The sequence below is a fragment of the Mammaliicoccus sp. FSL K6-3158 genome, from assembly GCF_038005105.1.
GTDB classification, from domain to species: domain Bacteria; phylum Bacillota; class Bacilli; order Staphylococcales; family Staphylococcaceae; genus Mammaliicoccus; species Mammaliicoccus sciuri.
Genome location: NZ_JBBOSL010000001.1, coordinates 670116 through 686158, shown reverse-complemented (window position 1 = coordinate 686158; position 16043 = coordinate 670116). Strand labels below are relative to the sequence as shown.

Here is a 16043-nt window from a genome sequence, read left to right as displayed (position 1 = left end):
AGGAGTTTTTTAAATGAAAGGATTATATTCTGCATTACTAGTGCCATTTGACGAGAAAGGCAATATTTTAGAATCAGGTTTAAGACAAATCATTCGCCAAAATATCGATAAACAACAAGTAGATGGTTTATATGTAAATGGTAGTTCAGGTGAAAATTTCTTAATGAATACTGATCAGAAGAAGAAAGTCTTTGAAATTGTTAAAGACGAAGTAGGATCAGATGCTAAATTAATCGCACAAGTTGGTGCATTAGATTTAAACGAATCAATCGAATTAGGTAAATTTGCTACAGAATTAGGTTATGATGCATTATCAGCTGTAACACCATTTTATTACCCATTCAAATTCGAAGAGATCAAGTATTACTACAATGCCATCATTGAAGCTACTGGAAATGAAATGATCATTTATTCAATTCCAGCATTAACTGGTGTTAACTTATCTATACAACAATTTGAAGAACTTTTCGAAAATGAAAAAATTATCGGTATTAAATATACTGCTGCTGACTTCTACTTATTAGAAAGAATTAGAAAAGCATTTCCAGACAAATTAATACTTTCTGGCTTTGATGAAATGCTTATTCAAGCAGCAGTTTCAGGTGTAGATGGTGCGATTGGTTCAACTTATAACATCAATGGACAACGTGCTAGACAAATATTTAATTTAGCTAAAGAAGGCAAAATTGAACAAGCGTATGAAATTCAACATGAAACAAACGATATTATTGAGCAAGTATTGGCTTTAGGTATTTACCCTACTTTGAAAGCTGTTCTAAATGAAAATGGCATTGAGGCTGGTATAACTAAACGACCACTCGCGCCATTAGATGAAGCATCACTCAAAAAAGTTAAAGAACTTGTTTCTAAATACAATTTATAATTATTTGATGTACAAAGGGGATGTCATATTATGAATGAAGTAGGATTTGGTACAGGAAACTGGATTGCATTAATTTTATATTTAATTGCAACGTTATTAGTAGGTGTATATTTTACAAAAAGAGCTGGGCAAGATACAGACGCGTTCTTCAAAGCAAAAGGTAGAATCCCTGCATGGGCAGTTGGATTCTCAATCTATGCTACAACTTTAAGTGCGATTACTTATATGGGAACACCAGAAAGAGCATTTAATACAGACTGGTCTTATGCAGCTGGAAATATCGCCATTATCGCGATTATTCCATTATTGATTTATTTCTATATTCCATTCTTCAGAAAGCTTGATGTAACAACTGCTTATGAATATTTGGAAGAAAGATTCGGTATCACAATGCGTGTTATTGGATCTCTAGCATTCACATTATTCCATATTGGACGTGTTGCGATTGTTATTTATTTACCAACATTAGCAATCACTTCCGTTTCAGATATTAACCCATATTTAATCGCAGCATTAGTTGGATTATTATGTGTTATCTATACGTTTATGGGTGGTATAGAAGGGGTTATTTGGAGCGACGTTATTCAAGGTATTATCTTATTAGGTGGTGCTGTTGCTGTTATTTTCTTAGGTGCTTTCCAAATTGATGGAAACTTCGGTACAGTCTTAAATGAAGCTGTGCAAGATAAGAAATTTGTCTCAGCGGACAACTGGAAATTCGGAACAGCTGCTGCTGCAATTCCAATTATATTTATTGGCTCTATCTTTAATAACTTACACCAATACACTGCCAGCCAAGATATCGTTCAACGTTATCAAACAACTGGTTCAATATCATCAACAAACAAATCATTATGGACTAACGGGTTATTAGCATTTATTACAATCCCTATCTTCTATGGAATGGGAACTGTGTTGTATTCTTTCTATAACAATGTAACATCTTTACCAGAAGGATTTAACACATCAGCTATCGTACCTTATTTCATACTTACACAAATTCCACCATTTGTTGGCGGATTATTAATCGCTGCTATATTTGCTGCAGCACAATCAACAATTTCTTCAAGCTTGAACTCAATTTCAGCCTGTGTAGTTGTCGATTTAAAACAAAGATTTTCTAAAACAAATAACGCTAAAAATGATGTACTATTAGCAAGAATCATCATTATTCTAGCAGGTGTCTTTGGTACATTGGCATCATTATACTTAATTAATCAAAAAACAAACGAAACATGGGATTTATTCTTACTTGTAACAGGACTATTCGGTGTACCAATCGCCGGCGTGTTTGCAGTAGGTATATTTACTAAAAAAGCCAATACTTATGGTGTTATCATCGGACTAATCGTCGCAGCAATCGTTTCTTACTTTATAGGAAAAACAGATATCACACCATTTACAGTATCCGTAATCGGTTTCTTTATCGCATTTATTGTAGGTTACTTAGCAAGCTTACCATTCGCGAAACACAACAAGAATATCGTAGGCTTAACTATTCATACAATTAATGATCAATATGTTAAAGAAACAAAATAATGAACTATATAAAAAGCAGGGACATCAGCGTCCCTGCTTTTAATTTTTGTTGCATAATGTTCGAGAGTCTTCGTGCGTTACACACTAATTTTGTACCTTTGCGCACGATATCTCTTAGTCTTCATGCGTTATGGCCTGAACAATAAAAAGCAAAGACTGACGTCCTTGCTTTTTATATTCTGATAATGAGAATCGGTGTTATAGCATTTGCTATTGATTATTCAGCTTTTTTAAGAATTTCATCTTTTAAGTATTTACGTTGCATTTCTAATGAATATGGATCGTTATACCAGAATGTTTGTGCATCAATTTCGATGACTTTATCATTTTTAACTGCTGGAATTGATTTCCATGATTCAGTTTTTGTGAATTCTGGTTTTGCTTGTCCTTTTGTTACTGGTAAGAATAAGTAATCTCCTGAATATTTTTCAATTTCTTCTTGAGAGATTTTTTTCCAACCGTCTTTTTTAACATCTTTTTCAATGCTTTCTGGCATTGCTAAACCGAATGCTTGGTATAATACTTCTGTTCCTCTACCCCAGTTTTCACCGTAAGTATAGATGTCTTTTTGGAATGCTTCAATAACTGATACTGTTGTATCTTCGCCGATTTTATCTCTAATTTCTTTCCCGTCTTTAGAAGTTTCTTTCTTCCATTTTTCTACCCATTCTTTTGCTTTGTCTTCTTTACCAACTAATTTACCTAATTCTACTTGCATGTCTAAGTAATTGTGTTTTGCATAGTCGTAAGGAATTGTTGGTGCGATTTTATCATATTTCTTTAAGTTTTTATCTGCGTTATATGTAATGATTAAGTCTGGTTTTAATTTAGCTACTTGTTCAACATTGTCTTCACTGACTTTTTCAATACCTTTAATTCTATCTTTAAGTATTGGTGTTTGATCTGTAGAAGCTGGTACACCCACTGGTTTAACACCTAAGTGTAATAAGCCACCAACGTATGATGGTGCTAATACAACAATACGTTTAGGGTTTTTCGGGATATCTATTTTTTTACCGTCGTCTAATTTATAACTTACTGTATCTTTACTTGATTTTGTTTTACTGTTGCTCTCTTTCTCATCAGATTTATTGCCACAAGCAGCAACAACTAATGCTAAAGCCATAATAAACACTAAAAGTTTCTTCATAATTATCCTCCCAATTGATAATGACTCTCATTTTCATCTTTGTCTATTATATAACCCTTCAATCTATATAGCAATAGAATTTTTAAATTTATATAACTTTTTTATTCTATTTTACAATAATAATGATGTATGCAAATACAACAAAAAAATACCGATAAAAGACGTTACGTCATTTTATCGATATTTTAATATTACGATTTATTTTTACTTGGCAAAGTTTTAACAAAAGTGAATAATACAACAGTTTGGAAGAATAACATGATGCAAAGACCTATGCGAACATAAAAATGATCGACCATCCAAATTGAAAAGCCTACTACGATATATACACTGATAAGCAATTCGAACTTTTTCTTTAAAGTGTACCCTCTATATTTTTGAAAATCTTCTACATATTCTTTATAAACTTTTGTGCTTACTAACCAACTATGGAATTTATCTGAACTTTTAGCAAAACAAAATACTGCTAATAATATAAATGGTGTTGTAGGTAATAACGGCAATACAGCGCCAGCAAACCCTAATATAGTAGCAAGTATACCAACTGATATTAATACAAATTTCATGCAGAAACCTCACTTTTAACTCATTATGTTCATTATAAGAACGCATATTATAAAATTGCAAGTAAAACATTTCAGCTTATTGTTTAATAATTTATCAAATGCTAAAATTAATTAATTAACATCTTTTAGAATCGAGGGGCTTATAAGTGCAGAACAAACAACTAAAAGGTACCTTATTAGTGATGCTTGGCGCTACATTTTGGGGGTTAGGTGGAACGGTTACTGAAAAGTTATTTACAGAATACCATTTACCTGTTTCATTATTTGTAGCTGAAAGATTGATATTAAGTGGATTTTTCCTTTTGCTCATTGCAAAATTAATCCAGAAACATCCTTTAACAAATATATTTAGAGTCAAACATTCATTATTTCAATTGATTATATATGCTTTATTCGGCATGTTAGGTGTACAATACACCTTTATGGCGACAATTGATAAAGGGAATGTTGCTATTGCTACTTTGTTACAATTTTTAGCACCAGTCGTCATATTACTTTATTTACTAATCACTAGAAAAAGTAAATTTAGATTAACTGATATTATCATCATCGTGTGTTCACTATTCGGAACGAGCTTATTATTAACAAATGGTGATTATGCCACATTATCAGTCCCTCCAAATGCCATCGTTTGGGGATTATTAACAGCTTGTGCAGCTGCTTTTTATACTGTATATGCTGTTAAATTATTTTTAAATTGGCCATCTCTTGTTGTAATCGGTTGGTCAATGTTTATTGGCGGTATTGCACTTTCAATTATCAACTTAGATTTCTCATTTCCTTGGCATTTATTAGATATACGAGGCGTCATTTATTTCATCTTTGTGATCACTTTCGGAACGATGTTTGCTTTTTGGATGTATTTAGAAAGTGTGAAATACATTAGCCCACAAACAACAGCATTATTTGGTGTACTTGAGCCCGTAACAGCTGTTATATCTTCAGTTCTATGGTTAAAAGTACCATTTGGATTATGGCAACTCATCGGTATGATTATCATCTTGATTGTCGTACTATATATGTCAGTAGGCATGAAACCAAGACGTAAAAAACGTAAAAAAGCCACACAAACAGATCATCTATAATAAAAAAGAATGGTTAGAAATCTTTAAAATTTCTAACCATTCTTTTTATTGATTTTTACTTCTTTCTTCTCTAGCCTTTTTAGCTAATTTTGTAATGGTTACATCATCCATCGGTGGATTGTGTAAGCCAGCTCTTATATCTCTATAATAGCGTTGCAACGGTCTTTCCATTTGCAAGCTTTTCGCACCTACAATTCTCATTGCGATATCAATAATTTTAATAGAGTGATTAACGACAACATGTTTAGCTGCACCTATTTCAACATCTATAACTGCATCTGTTATGGAAGGATTTAAATACTTATTGATTACACTATATATATAATGTCTTGCAGTTGTTAATTCTAATTCCATCTGACCAATATTTTGTTGAACAGCTGGAATATCAGCAATCACGCCATTGATACTTCCAGGACTATATTCATTTGCAAAATCAACAGCATAATCTCGTGCTGCTTGCCCAATACCTAAATATACTGCTGGAATATGTAGATTCCATGGGTTGATATTATTACCTCTTGGACCATTCGCAACTTCTACTAAGTATTTCTCATGAACTTTAACATCATCTAACACTAAATCATGACTCTCAGTAGCACGCATACCTACCATATTCCAATTCTCTGCTATTGATAAACCTTCAGATTCTCTTGGTATTAAAAAGAAACCGAGTGCTTCTTTTTCTGGTACATATGCACCAACAAGAAAATGCGTTAACCTTTGACTCATTGTTGTAAATGTCTTAACACCATTTATAATATAATGATCTCCGACACGATCAGCGTGTGTACTTGGACGTGCACCTCGAGTTGGGCTGCCTGTTTCCGCTTCACTTACAGCTCTATTAACAATCGCGCCATTTAATACTTCTTCAGCAAATTCATCTAATAAATCTTGTGTCCATAATTTTTCTTGATAAATTTGTCCAACTACACCCATATGCCAACCAATTGCTAATGCAGTTGCACCATCAATTCTACCTAATGTTTCTTGGAATAAAATAATATCTTCTGGTGTCGCACCTTCGCCACCATATGATTTTGGAAGTACAATTTTAGTATAGCCTTCATCAATTAACCAATTAATATTTTCATATGGAAATTCTGAATTTAAATCATTTTTTTCAGCGTGTTTTTGTAATGACGCTTTATGATTTTCTATTTTATTAACCCATTTTTGTTGGAATTCATTCTTAATAAATAAATCTCTACTCATCGTGTCCACACTCCTTAATATCACTTTATCATTGTATTTATTTGCTTTCAATATATATCCGAGCATACCAATAAGTTTTTATAAAAAACAGGCAATACTGAAATTCACGATCGGTATCAGTATGTGCCTGTATAAAATTAATAATTAATATGACTCTCCAAGTTCATTGAAGTCTTGGTCATTGTATTTTTCTTCATCTAATTGTCCTGTAATTTTAGCAGTAGCCGTACCCGCTAACATTGAATCATTAACATTCAATGCTGTTCTACCCATATCGATTAATGGTTCAACTGAAATTAATACCCCTGCTAAAGCAATAGGTAAATTCAATGTTGAAAGTACGAGTATAGCGGCAAATGTTGCACCGCCACCTACACCTGCTACACCAAATGAACTGATGACTACAACGCCGATAACAGATAAGATAAACGGTAAATCAATGTCAATACCTGCACTTGGTGCAATCATCATAGCTAACATCGCTGGATAAATACCTGCACAGCCATTTTGTCCAATTGATAAACCAAATGAACCTGCAAAGTTTGCAATACCTTCTGGAACACCTAGTCTAGTTGTTTGTGTTTGAACATTTAAAGGTAACGTTCCTGCACTTGATCTAGACGTAAATGCGAATAGTAATGTTTCACTTGCTTTTTTAACATAAGTAGCTGGGTTTAAACCAACAACAGATACTAAAATTAAATGTATGATGAACATCGTAATTAAGGCCGCATAAGATGCTACAACAAATTTACCTAATGTCCATACTGCTTCAAAGTTACTTGTCATGACCGTTTTAGTCATAATCGCTAAAATCCCGTAAGGTGTTAATCTTAATACAAACGTAACGATTCCCATAACTAAGGCATAAATCGCATCTATCCCTCTTTTAATTAAGTTACCTTTTTCAGGTTCTTTTCTCATCACACGTAAGAAACTAAATCCAACAAATCCAGCAAATATAACGATTGCAATTGTTGAAGTACCTCTAGCACCTGTGAAATCTAAGAATGGATTGGCAGGTAACAATTCAATAATTTGTGATGGTAAATTATTAGCCGTCATATCTTTAGAAGTTTGTTCAATTTCTTGACCACGACTATTTTCTACATTACCTAAATCGATTTGTGATGCATCTAAATTGAATAGCATCGCATAAATAATTCCAATTAAAGCTGCAACAGCAACCGTTCCTAGTAAAAATGTAAATATCCAAGCGCCAGCTTTAGCAAAGTTTTGACCAATTGTTATTTTAGTAAATGCTGAAACAATTGATATAAAGATAAGTGGCATAACGATCATTTGTAATAGTTTCACATAACCTGTACCTACAATATCAAACCATGAAGCTGTCGACTCTGTTACTTTAGAATCTACACCGTAAATAAGATGTAAAGCTAAACCAAACACAATCCCTATTCCTAAACCAATAAGAACACGCTTAGAGAACTTTACATGTTTCTTATTTAAATAACCTAATAAACCTATAAATAATAAGAAAACAATAATATTAATGACTACCCAAAGTGTTTCCATTAATGAACCTCCTAAATCTTTTAATTCCGATACATTAAATAAGAATACACTTTAAAAATATGTTTTGCAATACGTTTATCTTTTTCTAAAAATTTAGATAAATACAATCAAAAAAACATACTAAGATCATTGTTTCAATAATCTTAGTATGTTTAAAATTATGATGATTTTTTTAATTACTTACGGTCGCTTTAGTTACAGTTCGACCAACTTTTGTTACTATGGGCCTCCTTAGTTACACTTCCGCCGACTTTTGTGACTAACTACTACTCTATTTCACAATACAAGACTGTCTTCAAATGCCCAAGATTTATCAGTTAATATATTTCTATAGAATGGATCTTTTCCTATTAACTTAATTTCATCTGCTAAGCTTTCGACTTCATCTAAATGGTGCGTTGTTAATATAATAAGTCTTGTTGTTTTTAAATGATTTAATAATTTATGAATGTCAAATCTAGATTTCAAATCAATACCTACTGTTGGTTCATCTAAAATTAATATACTTGGATTACCGAGCAATCCGATTAATAAATTAACTTTACGTTTTGTACCACCAGAAAGCGAAGAGATTTTTGCTGTTCTTTCATATAAATTCAACTGATTACAGTAATCTTCTATAAGCTCTGAAGATATAGGTTGTTTATTTAATGCTTTAAAAAATTCTATATTTTCATTTACTGTCATATGTTCAAATAATGCAATATCTTGAGGTATATAACCTATGATTTCTTTTATTTTTTTATTGTTTAACTTTTTCCCAAAATAACGGATACCCCCACTATCTGGATTTTCTAATGCTGTAATCATCCTTAGTAACGTTGACTTACCAGCACCATTTTCACCTAGCAATACGGTAAGTGTCTTATCCTTAAATGTTGTATTAAAGTCATGGAAAATTTCTTTATCTTTATACTTTTTTGATAAATGCTCTATTGTAATCATGTATACACCTCCTAAACTTGAATATACAAATAAAGACAACTTATTGCGATAGACCATATGATAGACATAAATAATTTATGACTAAGCGTATTTATTTTAAATAAGAATATACTTAAGACACTTTCATATATACATAATGTCATCAATAAGACCAAATAAAATACGATGCTTAATGACCATGATAATATTAAGCTCGTAATGGCTACAATCGCGAATAATAATATGACATGACTCAATATATAATACGTATATAATTTGATTTTGGTGCCATTAAACATCATTAATCGCTCTAGTGCAGCATTTTGTTTCAGTCGTTGGTGCAATACAATTTGACTACAACTCACGATTAATAGCAATGCAACATATACTGCTGCACTAATCGAAACATCTGAATGCTTTTGAACTGCATGGTGTTCCATTTTAGAGTGAGGTGTATTTTTAATATACGCTTCTTTAATTTCTTGCATTGTTACATCTTGTTTAGATTTCTTTAAATGACCTTCAATAATGACGGGTATTTGCTGTTGGTATAAAGCTTTACTCGTCACTTCTAATGCAATTTCTCCAATGAAACCATCTTTGTAATATAGCGGAATGCTATCACGTAAACGATTTTCTTTTAAACGGGTACTAAAATCATCAGGTATTTGTAAGCTTACGATTGCTTGCTTTTTTTGAATGACATCTTCGATATACGCCTCATTCTTTGGTAAATGTATGACTTCTAAATATTTTGTTTGTTCTAAAGTATGCACTAACTCTTTTGAAGATTGAGATTTATCCAAATCTTGAACAGCTATTGGCATTTTAAATAATTGATTGCTGGATGCTTGAACGCCTACAATGAGCAATATTGTTATAAACAGTAACGCCACTAAAGTTAAATATTGTTTCCATTGCTTTTTAACAACTAAATAAAAGATTGATTTCATCGGCGATACCTCCAATACAAAGCAGAGATTACTAATACAAGCATAATACCTAAATGCCAATAATACATTGGATGTGTGTCAATGATGTAATTATTTAATAGTATTTCTACTAACTGATTAAACACAATTGAAAATGGTAATGCCTCAATTATTCCTGCACTCAAACTTTTTAAATAAATGATTGGAATCACTGCGCCAGATAACAATATTATCACTAACGTTAATAAAACTTTGAACAAATAATTCAACATACTTCTAAACGCAATATCTATAAAGAGAAACACTAAGAATATCATGATTAAATAATAAGCAATATCTAAACTAAGTTGCCCAATATTATACATTTCAAATTCTGGTTTAAGAAAATGTATGATGACCCATAAACCCAGTATACTCCATAGTGTTGTATAGAAAAGACTAAACACACCTCTTACAATTGTTAATTTTTCATATGAGAAATGATACATACTTAATCGTTCTTTCAACGCATCTTTTTGATTCATTTTTAAAATGCTAAAAATTGAAAAGAAGAAGAAAAAAATAGATACAAAATAAGTTGAAATTGTATAATAACTGAACGTATCAAATACTTTGATAGGCTCATCATCAAAGGAGCCGCTTCTATTTAAACCAGTAAATAACATATCTGTCATCATCGTTAATAATTCATTTTCGGATGCACTAGGATAAAGAGACGTATAAGACATCGCCCCACCCATCGACAACATTAATCGACTATAGACCGAATCTGTTAACTGCAAAATAATAATACTTTCAACTGATTGTTTATCATATGTATTCACAACTATTGGTAACTCACCATTTTTATAAAATGCTTTCGTCATGCCATCTTTAAAGACAAAATAGCCATCAATTTTCTTTTTTGATAATAGTTGTCGTGCTTTCTCTTCATTATAATGCTTAATAGACAAATCATTTCCAAGCGATTGCCCATCACCTATCGCATTTAAAATTAACTTTGTTTCTTTTGATTGATCTTTATCTACGATTCCAATCGTAAACGCCTGATCTTTTTCGTTTACTTGGTTAACCCCAATCATTACGGCCAACACAGCTAACAATAATAATAAAATATATGCAATCAAATACCACTTTTTAATTAAAAAAGAGTGGTATATGTTGAACAATTTTATTGTCGACATATAACCACTCCTCTCTAATTATTGAATATCTTTCGCAAGATCTTCTCCTAAATCTTGTAGCTTATCTTCTATTTCTTTTGTTAAATCATCAACTTCTGAATCTGATAATGTATTAAAGTCAATCGCGCCATCTTTCTTGAATTTAATGTCTTTTTTCAGTTCAGTTTTACCATCCATAATTAATTTAATATTTTCACCATTCACATCAAAATCAACATTTAATTTTTGTTTTTGTTGATTGTTTTTAGTGTCTGTTGTTAAATTATGGTCGTAATTTAAGTCGAAGCTTTGACCGCTAGATGGTGCAATCGTCACTTTACCTTTATCCGTACGTTTATCTCCGTCAACTTTAGATTTATTATCTAATTTTAGTGTTGTTGTTGAGTATGAATTTTCTTTGATTTCTAGATCATATTTATCGCTAATTTCATCTTTACCAGTTGATTTACCTTTAAGTGTAAGTCCACCGTCTTCACCTGGTGCTGATACTTTATAATCTACTTGTACGCCATCATCAATAACATTTGTACCTTGAATTCTAACTTTTTCATTATCTTTATTTGTAATTGTTAAGTCACGTTTCAAGATTTCTTTACCATCTACATAAATGATAGATTTAACTTTAGGATAATTCTTTACATCTTCGTCTTTAGCTTTTTTCAATAAATCTTTAATTTCTTTATCGTACTCTTTTACATTACCTTGTTTTTCTACGATGTTTTTAATATCTTCATCTTTTTTAGCTTCTTCAAGAATTGCTACAACAATTTTCTTAGTATCTTTCTCACTTAAGTTCATTGTTACTTTTTTCAAATCTTTTTCATCATCAAAAATCTTAACTTTTTCTTTGTCTTTTTCAAAGTTATCGTCATCTAATTGATCAACAAACAAGTCACTATATCTTTTTGAGATTTTGTCGATTTGATCTTGAGAGATTTGAGAGCTTGATAAGATCGTATTTAAATTTAAAGAATCATTTGTGATTTCTTGTCCATCTGCTGAATCTAATGATTCACCAGAAGCTTTTTCGATTCCTTTTTTAATTTCATTATTTTTCACTTTATATATGTCTTTAAATAATGGTGTTTCTAAATATTGATTATTTTTGTCTGCGCTCCATTGGAAGTTACCAATCTTGTTATCTGCAATTGTAGGTTCAATACCTAGTTTAGAGTTTTTCGCTTTAGGATCATGCCCAACATTGAAGACAATATTCGTTGAGTCAATAACCGACTTTGGTATACCTAATTGTGAAACTAATGAATCTGATACTTCTGCTCCAAATTTCAATGAAGTTTCATAAGATTCATCTTTCATTTTATCTTGGAATTCAGTTTCATTTTCAAACCTGTCGTTAAAATATTCTTTCCAAGATTTTGCTGATTCTTGTTCACTTAATAAATATGTATTCTTTGGCGTATTAGTTAGAAAATAATATGTTGCTGCGCCACCAATTCCTACTATTGCAAGAAAGGCTACTACAATTCCTATAATTAGTAACTTTAATTTAGTAGACATTTAAACACCTCTTTTTAAAATTTATAATCATATCATAACAAATGTTACAACATTATGACATAATATTTTAAAAATATTTATATTTTTTTGTAAATACACATTTTTCCTGGCGTATTATAACTAATCTTCATTTTATTTTTTTTCATTTTGATAATTTGATATTTGGATGGCCCCAAAGCTGGGATATATACGTACCCAAATATTTGTTTCCATAAAGGATCTATATAATAATAATATTCATCATCATATCCAATTAATAAAGTTACATGGATATTTGTAACATAGGATTTACCTTTATTTCCGATTTTAAAAACTTTTCGAATCGGTTTAGACCCTAATGTTGTATGATATATTACAATTGGATGTCCTTTATCAATTATATGCTCAAGCTCTTCAAGCTCAGTACCAGTACCATCTATAATTTCAGAGTCATATCTACTTAGAAATTCCGCAAGCACATTCGGAAAAATAGTTTGGTGATGGCCAAATTTTATTAGAAAATGATTGCCTACATATCCCTTTTCCGGGTTATCTGAATGTGTTGGCCACTCTCTCATAATAGTCGTTGCATTAATATCTTTATTATAGTAATTAAGCAACATTGAACTTGCCGTACCTTCACACCCCATGACCATTGGTATAGGAAATAATTGACTTTTCGGTTTAACATTTAATATTACGCCCATAAAGGTTCTCCTTTTACGAAATCTTCTTAAATTAAAACGTTTATTTATACTTATAATATATCATTTAACATTTAACTACATAGTATAAGAAAGCAGGACTGAAGTATCTTTTAAATAAAAAGATTTCTTAGTCCCGCTTCTCACGATTTTTTATAATATTTCAGCTTCAATTTCCATTAATAATTTTTTTATCTTTTTATGTTGGATTTTAGATACTTGAATAGCGACAGTTCTCTCATCTTGATCATTTCTTTTCTTAGAAATAAGTCCTTTTTCTTTTAAGTTTTGTACGGCTTTTGAAATATAGTACGGCTTAAATTTAGATTGTTTGATGATATCTTTAACATTGTAACAATCTTTCTCGCCTATATATATATAAACTAAAATATATATTTCTTCGAATGAGAGTGCAAATTGACTTTTGATATTTGCGACATAATCTTTAGATTTCTTAGTTGTGACAACTAATTCAACGATGTTTCTGATTGGTACTGATACTGATTCCATTGCAAATCAACTCCTCAAAATAATCTAATAATTTGTTGAATTGGTATATTGTGCAATCTTTAGTATCTATAGCATTTTTCCTTTTCAACACAATGATTTAATAATATTTATTATTTTATAATGAGTTTTAAAAACATTCAATAAATTTTCAAATAATGACTTTTCAACATTTTTATTTTTAAGACAAACCCTTTTATATCAAGCTCTACAGCGTTCAATCCACAAAATAATAACCCGTGTATATAGTTTGTTTTTATGACATTTTAAAAGTTCATTACTTTTGAAATATAAAGAAATCCTGTCATAAATTGAATAATATATATTAATAGTGATGATAGATTTTCTTTTGTATTTTCATAATTTTGTATTATACAAAAAATCTGATACATCATAATGTACCAGATTAAAAGGTTATATATTATTTTTTCTTACCTAATGTATCAACGAAACTTAATGCAGATAAACCTAAAAGTGTTAATGCATGTTTTGCACCTTTAAAGCCATGTCCAGCTTCATAATGTTTATATGCTGCAACTGTCATAACTGACCCTACAAGTACTGAACCTAATCTTGATAAAGATTTGTTACAAGCACTTAAGAATAAAAAGATTGAACCTACTAATTCAAGCCCGCCAGCTAATTTCATAGCGTTTCTTGAAAGACCAAAACCTTCTTCGAATTGTTGAGCCATACCGTCGTCATCTTTTACTTTTGGTTGACTTGAATCAAAAATTTGTTTACCTACATATACATTTAATAAATATCTTAACATTACTTAATTTCCTCCTTATTTTTCATATATTCATCTACAATCGGTTTAACTCTTTCACCTAATAGTTGAATAGATTTTAATACTTTTTCATGTGGCATAGAACCTACTGGTAAATGTAACATAAATCGATTAACACCTAAATCTTCGTGCAGTTTAATAATTTTTGCTGCAACTGTTTTAGGGCTTCCGACAAACATTGCACCATGAACAATTTCCTGTTCAAATTTTTCCATTGAATATGGTGGCCATCCACGTTCTCGTCCTAATTGATTTATAACATATGCACTTGATGGATAATATTCTTCCATCGCTGCTTCATCAGTTTCTGCAATGTAACCCCATGAGTGTGTCGCAACAGGTAATTTAGATGTATCAAAACCATTTGATTCAGCAACAGCTTTGTACATTGCTACATTACGTTTAAAACGACTTGGCGCCCCTCCTATAATAGCATAAGTGATAGGTAATCCCAATTGTCCTGCTCTCATAGAAGATTCTGGATTTCCTCCAGTTGCTAACCAAATAGGTAATTTATCTTGAACTGCTCTTGGAAATACTTTTAAATGGTCAATTGCTGCTCTTGTTTCTCCTTGCCAAGTTACAGATTCATTTTCATTAATTTGCATTAATAAATCCAATTTTTCTTTATAAAGTAAATCGTAATCTTTTAAGTCATATCCAAAGAGTGGAAAAGACTCAATAAAAGAACCCCTACCTGCCATAATTTCTGCTCTACCATTACTAATAGCATCTAAAGTAGCAAATCTTTGATAAACCCTAACAGGATCATCAGATGATAGTACCGTTACAGCTGATGATAATCTAATATTTTTAGTTTGACTAGCCGCAGCTGATAACACTGTAACTGGATCTGATACTGCATAATCTTCTCTATGATGTTCCCCTAATCCATAAACATCTAATCCTACTTTATCAGCTAGCTTAATTTCTTCAACGATTTGATTAATTCTTTCGTGTGCGGGGAAAGGTTTATCCACACCATTAATTGGAGAGATTTCAGCAAATGAAGATAACCCTAATTCAAATTTCATGATCTCACCTCGATATAATTAATATACTAGGTATAATTATAATACTAATTTGTTATTTGTCAATGAAATTAAACAAAATAATAAATTAGCGAATAAACTTATGCATAAGTTTATTCGCTAATTTTTATTTAAATATCATTTTCTAAATTGCATATTTTTAAAATAGACTGCTTTAATGGCAATTCTTGTTCATAGATTCTTAATTGATCGATTGTTTCTGGATTTAAATAAATACACTTTCGAGGTTCTCCATTTTGAAAAGCGACAATTGCTTCTCCATCATCTGTATTTTCAAACATTCTATCAACGTCGGAAAAATATTGACTTAAAATATAAATTAATGCATCACTATATCTTTCACGGTCTTTTTTATATAATTCAACTTGATCATCTTGTATATAATACGCATCAACAATAGTCATGCCATCCATTTCAAGTTTTTCATGAGTAACATCTTGACTCAGTTGTTTTCTCTTAAAAAATTTAAACAACAT

16 protein-coding genes are annotated in these 16043 nt (G+C 31.0%); 3 read left to right on the top strand and 13 right to left on the bottom strand.

What is annotated here, in order from left to right; all coding sequences use genetic code 11:
* Positions 1 to 13 precede the first annotated feature (13 nt).
* Positions 14 to 883: an N-acetylneuraminate lyase gene (locus MHH94_RS03200; protein WP_078354954.1), complete on the top strand. Its 870-nt coding sequence runs from the start codon at positions 14 to 16 to the stop codon at positions 881 to 883.
* Between the two features lie 30 nt (positions 884 to 913).
* On the top strand, positions 914 to 2422 hold the full coding sequence (locus tag MHH94_RS03195; RefSeq protein WP_078354955.1) for a sodium:solute symporter: 1509 nt from the start codon (positions 914 to 916) through the stop codon (positions 2420 to 2422).
* 217 nt (positions 2423 to 2639) lie between these two features.
* On the opposite strand, the gene MHH94_RS03190 is transcribed toward MHH94_RS03195, so the two are convergent.
* A complete protein-coding gene (locus MHH94_RS03190; RefSeq protein ID WP_048541144.1) occupies positions 2640 to 3572 on the bottom strand; it encodes an ABC transporter substrate-binding protein in 933 nt (310 codons plus the stop codon).
* Between the two features lie 191 nt (positions 3573 to 3763).
* Positions 3764 to 4138: a YbaN family protein gene (locus MHH94_RS03185; RefSeq protein ID WP_048541146.1), complete on the bottom strand. Its 375-nt coding sequence runs from the start codon at positions 4136 to 4138 to the stop codon at positions 3764 to 3766.
* Positions 4139 to 4284: 146 nt separating this feature from the next.
* Here MHH94_RS03185 and MHH94_RS03180 point away from each other — a divergent pair, with 146 nt between their 5' ends.
* Complete coding sequence (locus MHH94_RS03180; RefSeq protein WP_078354957.1) at positions 4285 to 5223, top strand: DMT family transporter; 939 nt, start codon at positions 4285 to 4287, stop codon at positions 5221 to 5223.
* A 45-nt stretch (positions 5224 to 5268) separates the two neighbouring features.
* Here the strand turns inward: MHH94_RS03180 and MHH94_RS03175 are convergent, their stop codons facing one another.
* The 11 genes from MHH94_RS03175 to MHH94_RS03125 all read right to left on the bottom strand — a co-directional run bounded on the left by MHH94_RS03175 (position 5269) and on the right by MHH94_RS03125 (position 16043).
* A complete protein-coding gene (locus MHH94_RS03175) occupies positions 5269 to 6438 on the bottom strand; it encodes an acyl-CoA dehydrogenase family protein (protein ID WP_078354958.1) in 1170 nt (389 codons plus the stop codon).
* A 144-nt stretch (positions 6439 to 6582) separates the two neighbouring features.
* Entirely contained in the window at positions 6583 to 7974 is a 1392-nt protein-coding gene (locus tag MHH94_RS03170) for an L-cystine transporter (protein WP_058591181.1), read from the bottom strand.
* Positions 7975 to 8250: 276 nt separating this feature from the next.
* Positions 8251 to 8919, bottom strand: coding sequence for an ABC transporter ATP-binding protein (locus MHH94_RS03165; protein WP_048541153.1), 669 nt, complete (start codon positions 8917 to 8919; stop codon positions 8251 to 8253).
* 11 nt (positions 8920 to 8930) lie between these two features.
* Positions 8931 to 9851: an ABC transporter permease gene (locus tag MHH94_RS03160; protein ID WP_078354959.1), complete on the bottom strand. Its 921-nt coding sequence runs from the start codon at positions 9849 to 9851 to the stop codon at positions 8931 to 8933.
* Positions 9848 to 11014 (bottom strand): ABC transporter permease, encoded by a 1167-nt coding sequence (locus MHH94_RS03155; RefSeq protein WP_340839653.1) that lies wholly within the window; start codon positions 11012 to 11014, stop codon positions 9848 to 9850. The genes MHH94_RS03160 and MHH94_RS03155 overlap by 4 nt, the downstream gene beginning before the upstream one ends.
* 18 nt (positions 11015 to 11032) lie before the next feature.
* Positions 11033 to 12532 (bottom strand): DUF6583 family protein, encoded by a 1500-nt coding sequence (locus MHH94_RS03150; RefSeq protein ID WP_048541158.1) that lies wholly within the window; start codon positions 12530 to 12532, stop codon positions 11033 to 11035.
* Between the two features lie 77 nt (positions 12533 to 12609).
* Positions 12610 to 13218: a C39 family peptidase gene (locus tag MHH94_RS03145; protein ID WP_048541160.1), complete on the bottom strand. Its 609-nt coding sequence runs from the start codon at positions 13216 to 13218 to the stop codon at positions 12610 to 12612.
* Positions 13219 to 13368: 150 nt separating this feature from the next.
* Positions 13369 to 13725: a transcriptional regulator, SarA/Rot family gene (locus MHH94_RS03140; RefSeq protein WP_267748737.1), complete on the bottom strand. Its 357-nt coding sequence runs from the start codon at positions 13723 to 13725 to the stop codon at positions 13369 to 13371.
* A gap of 418 nt (positions 13726 to 14143) precedes the next feature.
* Complete coding sequence (locus MHH94_RS03135; protein WP_025906850.1) at positions 14144 to 14497, bottom strand: DoxX family protein; 354 nt, start codon at positions 14495 to 14497, stop codon at positions 14144 to 14146.
* A complete protein-coding gene (locus MHH94_RS03130) occupies positions 14497 to 15549 on the bottom strand; it encodes an LLM class flavin-dependent oxidoreductase (RefSeq protein ID WP_048541162.1) in 1053 nt (350 codons plus the stop codon). Before MHH94_RS03130 ends, MHH94_RS03135 begins: the two co-directional genes overlap by 1 nt.
* Before the next feature lie 128 nt (positions 15550 to 15677).
* Complete coding sequence (locus MHH94_RS03125) at positions 15678 to 16043, bottom strand: hypothetical protein (RefSeq protein WP_232181925.1); 366 nt, start codon at positions 16041 to 16043, stop codon at positions 15678 to 15680.

Excerpts from the sequence above, each read along its gene's own strand:
- MHH94_RS03175 (WP_078354958.1), bottom strand. The coding sequence starts at position 6,438 with ATGAGTAGAGATTTATTTATTAAGAATGAATTCCAACAAAAATGGGTT.
- MHH94_RS03160 (WP_078354959.1), bottom strand. The coding sequence starts at position 9,851 with ATGAAATCAATCTTTTATTTAGTTGTTAAAAAGCAATGGAAACAATAT.
- MHH94_RS03200 (WP_078354954.1), top strand. The coding sequence starts at position 14 with ATGAAAGGATTATATTCTGCATTACTAGTGCCATTTGACGAGAAAGGC.
- MHH94_RS03195 (WP_078354955.1), top strand. The coding sequence starts at position 914 with ATGAATGAAGTAGGATTTGGTACAGGAAACTGGATTGCATTAATTTTA.
- MHH94_RS03150 (WP_048541158.1), bottom strand. The coding sequence starts at position 12,532 with ATGTCTACTAAATTAAAGTTACTAATTATAGGAATTGTAGTAGCCTTT.
- MHH94_RS03140 (WP_267748737.1), bottom strand. The coding sequence starts at position 13,725 with ATGGAATCAGTATCAGTACCAATCAGAAACATCGTTGAATTAGTTGTC.
- MHH94_RS03165 (WP_048541153.1), bottom strand. The coding sequence starts at position 8,919 with ATGATTACAATAGAGCATTTATCAAAAAAGTATAAAGATAAAGAAATT.
- MHH94_RS03145 (WP_048541160.1), bottom strand. The coding sequence starts at position 13,218 with ATGGGCGTAATATTAAATGTTAAACCGAAAAGTCAATTATTTCCTATA.
- MHH94_RS03125 (WP_232181925.1), bottom strand. The coding sequence starts at position 16,043 with ATGTTGTTTAAATTTTTTAAGAGAAAACAACTGAGTCAAGATGTTACT.
- MHH94_RS03170 (WP_058591181.1), bottom strand. The coding sequence starts at position 7,974 with ATGGAAACACTTTGGGTAGTCATTAATATTATTGTTTTCTTATTATTT.
- MHH94_RS03185 (WP_048541146.1), bottom strand. The coding sequence starts at position 4,138 with ATGAAATTTGTATTAATATCAGTTGGTATACTTGCTACTATATTAGGG.
- MHH94_RS03190 (WP_048541144.1), bottom strand. The coding sequence starts at position 3,572 with ATGAAGAAACTTTTAGTGTTTATTATGGCTTTAGCATTAGTTGTTGCT.
- MHH94_RS03135 (WP_025906850.1), bottom strand. The coding sequence starts at position 14,497 with ATGTTAAGATATTTATTAAATGTATATGTAGGTAAACAAATTTTTGAT.
- MHH94_RS03155 (WP_340839653.1), bottom strand. The coding sequence starts at position 11,014 with ATGTCGACAATAAAATTGTTCAACATATACCACTCTTTTTTAATTAAA.
- MHH94_RS03130 (WP_048541162.1), bottom strand. The coding sequence starts at position 15,549 with ATGAAATTTGAATTAGGGTTATCTTCATTTGCTGAAATCTCTCCAATT.